Genomic DNA, 12,892 nt, shown 5'->3' on the forward strand with positions numbered 1-12,892 from the left:
CGTGACCCTGGCTGCCATAGCCGATGACCGCGACCTTACGGCCCTGGATGATGGACAGGTCGGCATCGTCGTCGTAGAACAGCTCGGCCACTGGGTTTCTCCTTGGTGTGCAGGTGTTGCGTCCCACCGTACGGCGGGGTGCGTCTAATACGTCTTCGGGTCTCGCCATACGAGCGGCGAGGCGGCGGGTTCAGGGCCTGTCCGGCGGACAGGCGCTACGCCGTACGGTCGAGGGCGCGCAGCGAACGGTCGGTGATCGAGCGCGCGCCGCGCCCTATGGCGATGGTGCCGGACTGGACCAGCTCCTTGATGCCGTACTGCTCCAGCATCTTGAGCATGGCCTCCAGCTTGTCGGCGCCGCCGGTCGCCTCGATCGTGACGGCCTCCGGGGAGACGTCCACGGTCTTGGCGCGGAACAGCTGGACGATCTCGACGATCTGGGAGCGGGTCTCGTTGTCGGCGCGGACCTTCACCAGGACGAGCTCGCGCTGGATCGCAGCGGCCGGCTCGAGTTCGACGATCTTCAGGACGTTGACCAGCTTGTTGAGCTGCTTGGTCACCTGCTCCAGGGGCAGGTCCTCGACACTCACGACGATGGTGATGCGGGAGATGTCGGGATGTTCGGTGGTGCCGACCGCGAGCGAGTCGATGTTGAAGCCGCGGCGGGAGAACAGGGCGGTGATCCGGGCGAGGACACCGGGCTTGTTCTCGACCAGGACGGAGAGCGTGTGCTTGGTGGACATGGAGTCGGTCTCTCTCTGTCTCTCAGTCGTCTTCGTTGTCGCCGAAGTCGGGACGGACCCCACGGGCGGCCATGACCTCGTCGTTGGAGGTGCCGGCGGCGACCATCGGCCACACCATGGCGTCCTCGTGGACGATGAAGTCGATCACGACGGGGCGGTCGTTGATGGAGTTGGCCTCTTCGATGACCTTGTCCAGGTCGGCCGGGTCCTCGCAGCGGATCGCGTAGCAGCCCATGGCCTCGGACAGCTTGACGAAGTCCGGGACGCGGGTGCCCTTCGCCGGGACTCCCTCGGTGTCCGCGCCGGAGTGCAGCACGGTGTTGGAGTACCGCTGGTTGTAGAACAGGGTCTGCCACTGGCGGACCATCCCGAGCGCGCCGTTGTTGATGATCGCGACCTTGATCGGGATGTTGTTGAGCGCGCAGGTGGTGAGTTCCTGGTTGGTCATCTGGAAGCAGCCGTCGCCGTCGACCGCCCAGACGGTGCGGTCGGGCATGCCGGCCTTGGCACCCATCGCGGCCGGGACCGCGTACCCCATCGTTCCGGCGCCGCCGGAGTTCAGCCAGGTGGCGGGCTGCTCGTACTGGATGAAGTGCGAGGCCCACATCTGGTGCTGGCCGACGCCCGCCGCGAAGATCGTGCCCTCGGGGGCGAGCTGTCCGACGCGCTGGATGACCTGCTGCGGCGAGAGGCTGCCGTCCTCGGGGAGGTCGTAGCCGAGCGGGTAGGTGTCGCGCCAGCGGTTGAGGTCCTTCCACCACGCCTCGTAGTCACCCACGTGGCCGTCGGTGTGCTCGGCCTGGACGGCCTGGACCAGGTCGGCCAGGACCTCGCGGGCGTCCCCGACGATCGGGACGTCGGCGACCCGGTTCTTGCCGATCTCCGCGGGGTCGATGTCGGCGTGGACGATCTTGGCGTACGGGGCGAAGCTGTCCAGCTTGCCGGTGACGCGGTCGTCGAAGCGGGCCCCGAGGGCGACGATCAGGTCGGCCTTCTGCAGCGCGGTGACGGCGGTGACCGCACCGTGCATGCCCGGCATTCCGACGTGCAGCGGGTGGCTGTCGGGGAATGCGCCGAGCGCCATCAGTGTGGTGGTGACGGGCGCTCCGGTGAGCTCTGCGAGGACCTTCAGTTCGGCGGTGGCCCCCGCCTTGATGACACCGCCGCCGACGTACAGCACCGGCCGGCTCGCCTGAGTGATCAGCTTGGCGGCTTCGCGGATCTGCTTGGCGTGCGGCTTGGTGACCGGGCGGTAGCCGGGCAGGTCCTGGGTCGGCGGCCAACTGAACGTGGTCTGTGCCTGCAGGGCGTCCTTGGCGATGTCGACGAGGACGGGGCCCGGCCGGCCGGTGGAGGCGATGTGGAAGGCCTCGGCGATCGTGTGCGGGATGTCCTCGGCCTTGGTGACCAGGAAGTTGTGCTTGGTGACCGGCATGGTGATGCCGCAGATGTCGGCTTCCTGGAAGGCGTCGGTCCCGATGGCGGCGGAGGCCACCTGACCGGTGATCGCGACGATCGGCACCGAGTCCAGGTACGCGTCGGCGATCGGGGTGACCAGGTTGGTGGCGCCGGGGCCCGAGGTCGCCATGCAGACGCCGACCTTGCCGGTGGCCTGCGCGTATCCGGTGGCCGCGTGTCCGGCGCCCTGCTCGTGGCGGACCAGGACGTGACGGACCCGGGTGGAGTCCATCATCGGGTCGTACGCCGGAAGGATGGCGCCGCCGGGAATGCCGAATACCGTGTCGGCCCCCACCTCCTCGAGGGAGCGGATGAGGGACTGCGCGCCCGTGACGTGCTCAACGGTGGCGGAGGACGATCCGCCGTTACGGGCCCGCGGCTGGGGATGGTGGGCCCCGGTGGCCTGCTCGGTCATCGCATTCTCTTCTCGAAGCTGAGGGTTTCTGCGGGTGTTTTGCAACAGTTTGCGTGGTGCCGGTGCAACAAAAAACCCCTCGTGCCGTGAGGCAAGCGAGGGGAGCGCGTCGGTGCGGTCTGCAGAGTGCCATGAGGGGCTCTGCTTCAGCCGACGCGCTTTCCAAGTACGAGAATTCGGGTGCGCATGGCAATGACCCTCTCTCCGACGCACTCCACGTGTCAAGTGGGTGGGACGGGCGTCTCAGCATGTGAGCCGCTGAGGAGCGGGATCGAGCCGCCGGCCAGGACCGGCTGGGCCATGGTGCTGCCCGGCACCGGGAACTCGCCGCGCGCCAGGGCGCGGCGCAGCCGGTACTCGTCGAGCGGCCCGGAGAAGGCCATTCCCTGGCCGTGCGTACAGCCCATGGCGCGCAGCGCGAGGACCTGTTCCGGCACGTCGACCCCGTCGGCCACGGACTGCATGCCGAGGTCGCAGGCGATGCGCAGCAGGCCGCTGGTGATCTTGTGGAGCCGGGCGGACTCCACCACTCCCTCGACGAGGCCGCGGTCCAGTTTCAGTACGTCGATGGGGAGGCGGCGCAGGGCGTTGATCGCGGCGTAGCCGCTGCCGAAGCCGTCGAGCGCGATGCGGACACCGCTGCGGCGCAGGGCCACGAGACGCTGCTCCAGGTCGTCGAACGAGATCCGGGGGTCGCTGTCGGCGACCTCGATCATCAGGGCGCCGGAGGGCAGGCCGTGCCGGGTCAGCAGCGCCTCGACGGAGCCGAACGGCGTGCCCTTGTCGAGGAGGCGTCGGGCGGAGAGCCGCACGGAGACGGAGACCGGGTGTCCGGCCCTGGCCCGGTCGGCGGCCTGCTCGACGGCCTCTTCGAGGAGCCAGCGGCCGAGCTCGGTGGTGCGCTCGCCGTCCTCGGCGACCCGGAGGAACTCGGCCGGGGTGAACAGGATGCCCTGGGCGGAGCGCCAGCGGGCCTGGGCGGCGACGGCGGCGACCCGGCCGGTGGCGAGGTGCACGACGGGCTGGTGGAGCAGGGCGAACTCGCCGTCGCGCAGAGCGGTGCGCAGCCGGGCCGCCAGCTCGGAGCGGCGCACCACGTCGGCCTGCATCTGCGGGGCGTACAGCTCGACCCGGTCCTTGCCGGCCGCCTTGGCGCGGTACATGGCGAGGTCGGCGTTGCGCATGAGGTCGCTCGGGGTGATGCCGGGCTCGGCGAAGGCGACCCCGATGGACGCGGCGACCCGGACCTCGCCGGCGCCGATCCGGTACGGCTGGGAGAGGGTGAGGCGCAGCCGGTCGGCGATCTCGTGGACCTGGCACTCCCGGGCGGGCTGGTCGCGGGTGCCGTCGCCGAGGATGATTGTCGCGAATTCGTCGCCACCGAGGCGGGCGGCGGTGTCGCCGGCCCGGACGGACTCATGGAGGCGGCGGGCGGCCTGGACGAGGAGCTCGTCCCCCGCCTGGTGGCCGAGGCGGTCGTTGACCGCCTTGAAGCCGTCGAGGTCGATGAAGAGGACGGCGGTGCCGGAGTCGCCGGAGCGACGGCCCCCGAGGGCCTGGCGGACCCGTTTGGTGAACAGGGCGCGGTTGGGCAGGTCGGTGAGCGGGTCGTGTTCGGCATTGTGCTGCAACTGGGCCTGGAGCCGGACCCGTTCGGTCACGTCGCGGCTGTTGAGGATCAGCCCGCCCTGGTGGCGGTTGACCGTGGATTCGACGTTGAGCCAGTCCCCCGTGCCGGATCTGAAGCGGCACTCGATCCGGGTGGTGGGCTCCTCGGGCGGCGGGGCGGCGAGGAACCGGCGCACCTCGTGGACCACCCGCCCCAGGTCGTCGGGGTGGATGATCGAGGACAGCTCGGCGCCGACCAGCTCGTCGGCCTCGCGCCCGTACACCCCGGCGGCGGCGGGGCTGACGTAGCGCAGCACTCCGTTCGGCGCGACGATCATGATGACGTCGCTGGAGCCCTGCACCAGGGAGCGGAAGTGGTTCTCCTTCTGCGCCAGTTCCTGGGTGAGGGCGATGTTGTCGACGAGCATGATGCCCTGCCGTACGACCAGCGCGAGGACCACCGTGCAGCCGGTGAGGATCACCACGCGGTCCACCCGGCGGCCCTCGACGGCGCTGTACAGGATACCGAGGGTGCAGACGGCCGCGGCGAGATAGGGCGTCAGCGCGGCCAGCGACCCCGCGATGGGGCGGCTGGTGGGCTGCGTGCTCCGGGGCGGAAGGGCGTTGTCCGGGGCCTTGTTGGCGCCCCAGGGCGCGTACGCGAGGAGCAGGGAGCCGGCGAACCAGCCCGCGTCCAGCATCTGGCCGGAGTGGTAGGTCTGGCGCAGCAGCGGCGAGGTGAACAGGGCGTCGGACAGGACCGTCAGGGCGAGTGCGGCGACGGCGGTGTTCACCGCGGAGCGGTTGACGTTGGAGCGCCGGAAGTGCAGCGCCAGCACCATGGAGACAAGCACGATGTCGAGCAGCGGATAGGCCAGCGCCAGCGCCGCCCTTGCCACGCTCGCGCCCTCGGCGTCCACCAGGTGCGCGGTGTGGGCGAGGGCGAGGCTCCAGGCGAGCGTGAGCAGCGATCCGCCGATCAGCCAGGAGTCCAGCGCGAGACAGACCCAGCCGGCCCTGGTGACGGGGCGCTTGGCGAGGACCAGCAGCCCGACGATGGCGGGCGGCGCGAAGCAGAGGAAGAAGACGTCGGCCAGGGAGGGTGTGGGCACCTGGAGCCCGAGCACCACCTCGTACCAGCCCCAGACCGCGTTGCCCGCGGAGGCCATGAACGAGGAGAGCGCGAACAGCAACCAGGCGGGCCGGAACCGGCTGGCGCCGGCCCGCGCGTAGCGGAAGCAGGAGAGGGCGGCGATCAGCGCCGCCGCACTGAGCCCGAAATCCCCCATGATGAGCGCCAGTTGCTGCGAGCCCCAGCCGAGGGCCGCTCCCACGGCGTATCCGGCACAGACGCCGCCGAGGAGAATCTGCCAGACCAGCGCGGATGCGCCGCCCACGGCCGGCCTCCGGGTCAGGAGCGCCCCGAGGGCGTCGGCCGGCGCGCTCACCGGGGCGCCCCCGGTGTCGTCGGGTGCGCGCGCACCCGGCGTCCCGCCGGTCCCCGTCGGCTGTCCGGCGGTGTCGGATCATGCACCCATCGGCCGTACATCGCCCGTCGCCCCCTCGCGTGTCGCGTCCTCCCCGGCGCCGTCCCTTCCACGGCGCAGCGCCCCTTTCGGGACGATACACCAGACTGGTCACACAGGGACATAGCCCCTCTACTCTCCGTAACATTCGAGGGCCGCCCGGAACGGTGTGCGACGGGGAGCCTCCGCAGCGTGGTCAGCCGGTGGTGCTTACCACGTTCTCCACCTGCTCGCCCGCGGCGAACCGATTCAGCTGCCCGACCAGCAGGCGCTTGGCACGCGGCAGGAAGGCCGACGTGCTGCCGCCCACGTGAGGGGTGATCAGAACATTCGGAGCGTGCCAGAGAGGGTGGCCGGCGGGCAGCGGTTCCGGGTCGGTCACGTCGAGGGCGGCACGCAGCCGGCCGGACTGGAGTTCGACCAGCAGCGAACCGGTGTCGAGGACGCCACCCCGGGCGACGTTCACGAGCAGCGCCCCGTCCCGCATCGCGGCGAGGAACTGCGCGCCGACCAGCCCCTGTGTGGAAGGGTTCAGCGGGGTGGACAGCACGACGACATCGGCCTCGGGCAGCAGCGCGGGCAGGCCGTCTAGCGCGTGTACGGGGCCGCGTGCGGTTGTCCGCGCGGAGCGCGCGACGCGCGTCACCTGCGCACACTCGAAGGGTGCGAGCCGGTCCTCGATGGCGGCGCCGATCGATCCGTACCCCACGATCAGCACGGTCTTGTCGGCGAGCGCGGGGTAGAAGCCGGACCGCCACTCCTCCTTGTCCTGACCGTGGACGAAACCGGGAACACCGCGCAGCGACGAGAGGATCAGGGTGAGGGCGAGCTCCGCGGTGGACGCCTCGTGGACCCCCTTGGCGTTGCACAGCAGCACCCCGGCCGGCAGCAGGCCGAGCCCCGGCTCGACGTGGTCGATGCCCGCGGAGAGCGTCTGCACGACCCGGACGCCCGCCATGCCGCCGAGCGGCCGGACCGCGACCGCGGAGCCCTTCATGTACGGCACCACGTAGAAGGCGCAGTCGGCGGGGTCGGCGGGGTAGTCCGGCCCGCCGTCCCAGAACCGGTAGTTGAGCCCCTTCGGGAGCCCTTCGATCTCGTCGGCCGGGAACGGCATCCATACGTCGGGCGTCTTCGTCACGTCCAGAGCATTCGTGGAAGTCATGCTCAGGAGGCTAATCGGCGGAGGCCGTGCGAGGGGCGGCGGGCGGCAGAGGCTACTTTGGGGTGCGGTGCGGTCCCGTGGTCGGCGGGGCGTGGGCCCGGTTCGACGGCAGGGCCTGGGGAGGATCGGGGAGTTGGAGCGCAGGAGTCTCGGTGCGGCGGCGCTCGCCGTGGGGGCGGTCGGTCTCGGCTGCATGCCGATGAGCTGGGCGTACAGCGCCTCGCAGCAGCGCGGTGACCGTGCGTTGCGCACGGTGCACGCCGCGCTCGACGCGGGTGTCCAACTGCTCGACACGGCCGACATGTACGGCCCGTTCACCAATGAGCTGCTGGTGGGGCGGGCGCTGAAGGGCCGCAGGGCGGACGCGTTCGTCTCCACCAAGTGCGGGCTGCTGGTGGGCGACCAGCACATCGTGGCCAACGGCCGCCCCGGTTATGTGCGGCGGGCCTGCGACGCCTCGCTGCGCCGGCTCCAGACCGATGTGATCGATCTGTACCAGCTGCACCGGGCCGACCCCGAGGTGCCCGTCGAGGAGACCTGGGGTGCGATGGCGGAGCTGGTGACCGCCGGGAAGGTGCGGGCGCTCGGCCTCTGCGCGGTCGGGGCCCGGGCCTCACGCCGATCGGGGTCGCGGATGTACGACGAAACGATCCGTCAGCTGGACCGGGTGCAGCAGGTCTTCCCGGTGAGCGCGGTACAGGCGGAGCTCTCGGTCTGGTCGCCTCAGGCGCTGGAGTCGCTGCTCCCGTGGTGTTCGGCGCGGGGTGTGGGGCTGCTGGCGGCGATGCCGCTGGGGAACGGCTATCTGACCGGCACGCTGACACCCGGGCAGGGTTTCGAGCCGGACGATCTGCGCGCCCGGCATCCCCGGTTCACGGCGGAGATGATGGCGGCGAACCAGCCGGTGGTCGCCGGGCTGCGGCGGATCGCCGAGCGGCACGGGGCGACTGTCGCGCAGGTGGCGCTGGCCTGGGTGCTGCGGCAGGGGCCGCATGTGGTGCCGGTGCCGGGGACCAAGCGGGAGCGGTGGGCGGTGGAGAACGCGGGGGCCGCCGGGCTGACCCTGACCGCACGGGACCTGGCGGAGATAGCCGCCCTGCCCGGTGCTCAGGGGTCGTGGGACTGAGAACGACCGGCACTTGGTGGCTTCGGGAGCCCGGGGGCGGGGCCGCGGTGTAAGAACAGTAGTCAGGTGGCCGTCGAAGGGATCGGTGCTGTGCGCGGTGTTCTGTTCGGATCTGTACGAGGGCCCGCCGGGCCGCGGGGGCGGGGCCTGCGCCGGGGGACGGTGGCCGTGCTTGCGGCCGGCTCGCTGGCGCTGAGCGCGGGGTGCTCCTCGGGCGGCGGCTCCGGCAGCATGGCGGGCGTCGACGGGACACCACCGGTCGCCCGTTCCTCCTCCGCCGCCCCGAAGCCGTCGGCCCCGAAGCCGTCCGCGTCGCCGTCCCTGCCGCCCGTCAAGGGCTCGGTGAAGGTGGTGTCGACGCTCACCGAGGGCCTGGAGTCGCCCTGGGGACTGGCCGAGCTGCCCGGCGGCGATCTGCTGGTCTCCTCCCGCGACAAGGGCACGATCACCCGGATCGACGCGAAGACCGGCAAGAAGACCCTGCTGGGCGAGGTGCCCGGGGTGTCGCCCGGCGGTGAGGGCGGGCTGCTGGGGATCGCGGTCTCCCCCACGTACGGCTCGGACCACATGGTGTACGCGTATTTCACGACCGAGTCCGACAACCGCATCGCCCGCATGCAGTACGACGAGAACGGCGCGACGCCCGGCCGGCTGCTGGGCGCGCCGGACACGATCCTGCGCGGCATCCCCAAGGGGTCGATCCACAACGGCGGGCGGATCGCCTTCGGCCCGGACCACATGCTGTACGCGGGCACCGGGGAGACGGGCGACGGCGACCTCGCGCAGGACAAGAAGTCGCTGGCCGGCAAGATCCTGCGGATGACCCCGGACGGGCAGCCGCTGCACGGCAACCCGGAGGCCGACTCCGTGGTGTATTCGTACGGGCACCGCAATGTGGAGGGGCTGGCCTGGGACGGGCAGGGGCAGCTGTGGGCGTCCGAATTCGGCCAGGACACCTGGGACGAGCTGAACCGGATCGAGCCGGGCGGGAACTACGGCTGGCCGGAGGCCGAGGGCAAGGCGGGAAAGAGGGGTTTCATCGATCCCGTGGCACAGTGGAAGACGTCCGAGGCGTCCCCGAGCGGGATCGCCTTCGTCAAGGGTGCGATCTGGATGGCCGGCCTGCGCGGCAAGCGGCTCTGGCGGATCCCGCTGTCCGGCAGCGGCGGAAAGGAACCTCTGGCGGCCCCGCAGTCGTTCCTGGAGAGTAAGTACGGCCGTCTGCGTACCGTGCTCGCCGCGGGCGGCGACAAGCTCTGGCTCGTCACGAGCAATACGGACACCCGTGGCACCCCGAAGCCGGGAGACGACAGGATCCTGGTGCTGGCGGTGCGGTAAGCGGCTACAGCAGGTGAAAGGGCGTGCGGCCGGTGTTCAACTTCTTCGAGGAACTTTTCGCGCCCGGCCGCAAGCACACCTCCGACGAGCAGAAGCGGCTGGAGCTGACCCGGGTGGATCTCGGCGTCGGCGACCCGGGGCGCGGCCCGATAGACCTGGCCTCCGGGAAGGTCGTCGTCAGGGCGCCCGGTGCGGACGCGGGCGCGGATGCGGACGCGAACGCGGGTCCAGGCGCGGACGCGGGCACGGATGCGGGTACAGGCACGGGCGCGGACGCGGACGCGGGTACAGGCGCGGACGACGCGGACGGCCCGGACGCGGACGGCTCGGACACGCAGGCCTGAGCGGGGCCCGTCAGGTGTCGCTCCGGGCCGGGTACAGGCGGAGCCGGTGGGCGAGGGCGGCCGCCTCGCCTCGGCTGGAGACGCCGAGCTTGGCGAGAATGCTGGAGACGTGCACGCTCGCGGTCTTGGGCGATATGTAGAGCTGCTCGGCGATCCTGCGGTTGGTGTGGCCCTCGGCGACCAGCCGGTGCACGTCCTGTTCGCGTCTCGTCAGTCCGAAGGACTCCACCGCGGCGGCGGCCGCCTCGCGCAGGCGGTCCTCGGCACGCTCCGGATCCACCGCGTCGGTGCCGTCCGGGCCGGGAACGGTGCCGGGGACGGTGACGGCGGCCGGGATCTCGGGTGCGATGCCGTGGTCCGGGGCGGTGAGGGCGATACGGGCGCGGCCGGCCAGCAGCTCGATGGTCGCGGTGAGCGGGCGGGCACCGAGCCGCACGGCGGTGCGGTGGGCCGCGCGCAGCAGGGCGGTGACGGCAGATCGGTCGCCGGCCGCGATCAGGAGGGCCTCGGCCCCGCGGTACTGGATCCGGGCCAGCTCGTACGGGCGGTGCAGCGGCGCGAAGGCGGCGGCCGCGCGGGACCAGTGGGCGGGCGTGTCGGTCCCCTCGGCCCTGGCCAGCTCGGCGTCGACCAGGAGACCGTGGGCGGCCCAGACGGGGACGAGCATCGGCAGCTGCTTCAGGTGGGCGCGGATGGCTGCCAGGATCACCGGCCGGCCCGGGTCGGCGGCGGGCAGCCCCCTGGCGTCGGCCTCGGCCGCGGCGGCGACGTGGAGCAGCGGCAGGGCGTACCGCTGGGTGCCGGGCGGGAACCCCTGCTCCGAACGGGCCTCGAACTCGGCCCGCACGTCGGCCAGTCGGCCCTGCTGCGCGGCGATGGCCATGGCGTGGCGCGCGGGAGCGATGAGGTGCTGCGGCTGCGGGTCCCGGGAGCCGAAACAGCGCCGGGTCAGGGCGAGTTGCTCCTCCGCCTCGGCCAGGTCGCCCCGGGCCAGGGCGAGTTCGGTTCGGGACGAGGCCACCAGCCCCTGCGCCTTGCTGGACCGGGCGGCACGTGCCGCGGCATCGGTGGTGGTCCGGCTCTCGTCCCAGTGCCCCAGGGAGAACAGCGAGGCCGCCCGGTTGCAGCGGACCCACGCCTCCATGTCGGCGATGCCGTGGCTGCGGCTGATCGCGATGCCGTGGTCCGCGGCGGTCACGGCTTCCAGGGAGCGGCCCATGGATTCGAGGGTGGAGGGGAGGTTGATGCCCGCCCGGCTCATGATGCCGACCAGGTGCAGCTCGTCGGCGCGGTCGCGGACGGCGTACATCTCGGCGATGCCCTCGTCGACGCCGCCCGCCTCGGCGGTGAGCCCGCCGCGGGTGAGCCGGGCGTGCAGCTCGGTGTACTCGTCGTCGACGAGCCGGGCGTACTCCACGGCCCGGTCGACGGCGAGCAGCGTCTCGGCGCCGGGGCGGTGCAGGGCGCCCCATCCCGCCACGCTCGTCAGGACGTCGGCGTGGACGACGGACGGGGGCAGTCCGCGGACGAGTTCCTGGGCGTTGGCCAGTTCCTGCCATCCGTCGCCCCGGGTGAGGTCCTGCATGAGCCGGGAGCGCTGGACCCAGAACCAGGCGGCGCGCAGCGGGTCGTGCTCGACCTCCAGGACGCGCATGGCCTTCTTGGCGATGGCCAGGGCACGTTCGCGTTCCCCGCCGAACCGGGCGGCGACGGTGGCCTCGGCCATGAGGTCCAGATAGCACAGCGGGGTTACGTCGGGGTCGCAGCTGCAGATGGGGTAGCTCTCGGCGTAGTCGATGGGGCGCAGGGTGTCGCGTACCTCTTCGGGGGCGTCGTCCCACAGCTCCATCGCCCGTTCCAGCAGCCGGAGTTGTTCGGCGTACGCGTAGCGGCGACGGGCTTCGACCGAGGCCTTCAGTACGGCGGGCAGGGCCTTGGCGGTTTCGTGTGCGCCGTACCAGTAGCTGGCGAGCCGCGTGGCGCGCTCCCCGGCACGGACGAGGGCCGGGTCGGCCTCCAGGGCCTCGGCGTAGCGCCGGTTGAGCCGGGAGCGCTCGCCGGGGAGCAGGTCGTCGCTGACGGCCTCACGGACCAGGGAGTGCCGGAAGCGGTAGCCGTTGCCCTCCGGGGTGGTGAGCAGCAGGTTGGCGCCGACGGCCGCCCGCAGTGCCTCGATGAGCTCGTCCTCGGTGAGCCGGGCGACCGCGGCCAGCAGCTCGTACTCGACGGCTGAACCGCCCTCGGCGACGATCCGGGCGATGTTCTGGGCGTTCTCCGGGAGCGCTTCGACGCGTACGAGCAGGAGGTCGCGCAGTGAGTCGGAGAGCCGGGAGTGGTCACCGCTCTCCAGGCTGCGGGCGAGTTCCTCGACGAAGAAGGCGTTGCCGTCGGAGCGTTCGAAGATCTCGTCGACGAGGGCGTCCTCGGGGGTGGCGGCGAGGATGCCGGTGAGCTGGCGGCGGACCTCGGCGCGGTTGAAGCGGGCGAGCTCGATCCGGCGGACGGTGCGCAGCCGGTCCAGTTCGGCGAGGAGGGGGCGCAGCGGGTGGCGGCGGTGGATGTCGTCGGAGCGATAGGTGCCGATCACGACGAGGCGGCCGTTGCGCACGGTGCGGAAGAGGTAGGCGAGGAGGTGGCGGGTGGAGGCATCGGCCCAGTGCAGGTCTTCGAGTACGAGGACGACGGCGCGTTCGGCGGAGATGCGCTCCAGGAGCCGGGCGGTGAGCTCGAAGAGGCGGGCGGTGCTGTGTTCGTCGGTGGCGTCCCGGTCGGCCTCGCCGAGTTCGGGCAGCAGCCGGGCCAGTTCGCCCTCCTGCCCGGCGCAGGCGGCGGCGACCTCGGCGGGCAGGGTGCGGCGCAGGGCCCTCAGAGCGGTGGAGAACGGGGCGTAGGGCAGGCCGTCGGCACCGATCTCGACGCAGCCGCCGACGGCGACGACCGCGTCGCGGCGCACCGCCGCCGCGAGGAACTCCTCGACCAGCCGGGTCTTGCCGACCCCCGCCTCGCCGCCGATGAGCAGCGCCTGCGGTCCGCGCGGACCGTCGGCCCCCTCCGGGCCCCCGGCGCCCTGCGCGCGGGCGAGCGCGTCGACGAGTGAGGCGAACTCGCCCTCACGGCCGACGAACACGGGACTGACGGACCTGGTCTCCACGTCGCCGAGCATCGCACA

General features: G+C 71.9%; 8 protein-coding genes. 3 read left to right on the forward strand and 5 right to left on the reverse strand.

Annotation, left to right across the window (positions count from 1 at the left end; all coding sequences use genetic code 11):
• Positions 1 to 215: 215 nt before the first annotated feature.
• The 4 genes from ilvN to ACIRJP_RS35570 all read right to left on the reverse strand — a co-directional run bounded on the left by ilvN (position 216) and on the right by ACIRJP_RS35570 (position 6,915).
• Positions 216 to 743 carry an acetolactate synthase small subunit gene (gene ilvN / locus ACIRJP_RS35555; RefSeq protein WP_360855187.1) on the reverse strand — a complete coding sequence of 176 codons (528 nt, stop codon included), beginning with the start codon at positions 741 to 743 and terminating at the stop codon, positions 216 to 218.
• 22 nt (positions 744 to 765) lie between these two features.
• Positions 766 to 2,616 (reverse strand): acetolactate synthase large subunit, encoded by a 1,851-nt coding sequence (locus ACIRJP_RS35560; protein ID WP_404183558.1) that lies wholly within the window; start codon positions 2,614 to 2,616, stop codon positions 766 to 768.
• A gap of 221 nt (positions 2,617 to 2,837) precedes the next feature.
• On the reverse strand, positions 2,838 to 5,621 hold the full coding sequence (locus tag ACIRJP_RS35565) for a putative bifunctional diguanylate cyclase/phosphodiesterase (protein ID WP_404183561.1): 2,784 nt from the start codon (positions 5,619 to 5,621) through the stop codon (positions 2,838 to 2,840).
• Between the two features lie 325 nt (positions 5,622 to 5,946).
• Entirely contained in the window at positions 5,947 to 6,915 is a 969-nt protein-coding gene (locus tag ACIRJP_RS35570) for a 2-hydroxyacid dehydrogenase (RefSeq protein ID WP_404183564.1), read from the reverse strand.
• 133 nt (positions 6,916 to 7,048) lie between these two features.
• On the opposite strand from ACIRJP_RS35570, the gene ACIRJP_RS35575 reads away from it, so the two are divergent.
• The 3 genes from ACIRJP_RS35575 to ACIRJP_RS35585 all read left to right on the forward strand — a co-directional run bounded on the left by ACIRJP_RS35575 (position 7,049) and on the right by ACIRJP_RS35585 (position 9,723).
• The gene (locus ACIRJP_RS35575; RefSeq protein ID WP_404183567.1) at positions 7,049 to 8,041 is read left to right on the forward strand and encodes an aldo/keto reductase; all 993 of its coding nucleotides are present in this window, start codon (positions 7,049 to 7,051) and stop codon (positions 8,039 to 8,041) included.
• A gap of 162 nt (positions 8,042 to 8,203) precedes the next feature.
• Positions 8,204 to 9,379, forward strand: coding sequence for a PQQ-dependent sugar dehydrogenase (locus ACIRJP_RS35580; protein ID WP_404183569.1), 1,176 nt, complete (start codon positions 8,204 to 8,206; stop codon positions 9,377 to 9,379).
• 32 nt (positions 9,380 to 9,411) lie between these two features.
• Positions 9,412 to 9,723: a DUF6191 domain-containing protein gene (locus tag ACIRJP_RS35585; protein ID WP_404183632.1), complete on the forward strand. Its 312-nt coding sequence runs from the start codon at positions 9,412 to 9,414 to the stop codon at positions 9,721 to 9,723.
• Positions 9,724 to 9,733: 10 nt separating this feature from the next.
• Here the strand turns inward: ACIRJP_RS35585 and ACIRJP_RS35590 are convergent, their stop codons facing one another.
• A complete protein-coding gene (locus ACIRJP_RS35590; RefSeq protein ID WP_404183635.1) occupies positions 9,734 to 12,886 on the reverse strand; it encodes an AAA family ATPase in 3,153 nt (1,050 codons plus the stop codon).
• Between the last annotated feature and the right edge of the window lie 6 nt (positions 12,887 to 12,892).

Origin of the sequence: Streptomyces sp. NPDC102437, assembly GCF_044765565.1 — a bacterium.
In the GTDB taxonomy this organism is placed as follows: Bacteria; Actinomycetota; Actinomycetes; order Streptomycetales; family Streptomycetaceae; genus Streptomyces.

Coding starts and splice junctions, on each gene's coding strand:
- ilvN (WP_360855187.1), bottom strand. CDS start 743: ATGTCCACCAAGCACACGCTCTCCGTCCTGGTCGAGAACAAGCCCGGT.
- ACIRJP_RS35560 (WP_404183558.1), bottom strand. CDS start 2,616: ATGACCGAGCAGGCCACCGGGGCCCACCATCCCCAGCCGCGGGCCCGT.
- ACIRJP_RS35570 (WP_404183564.1), bottom strand. CDS start 6,915: ATGACTTCCACGAATGCTCTGGACGTGACGAAGACGCCCGACGTATGG.
- ACIRJP_RS35590 (WP_404183635.1), bottom strand. CDS start 12,886: ATGCTCGGCGACGTGGAGACCAGGTCCGTCAGTCCCGTGTTCGTCGGC.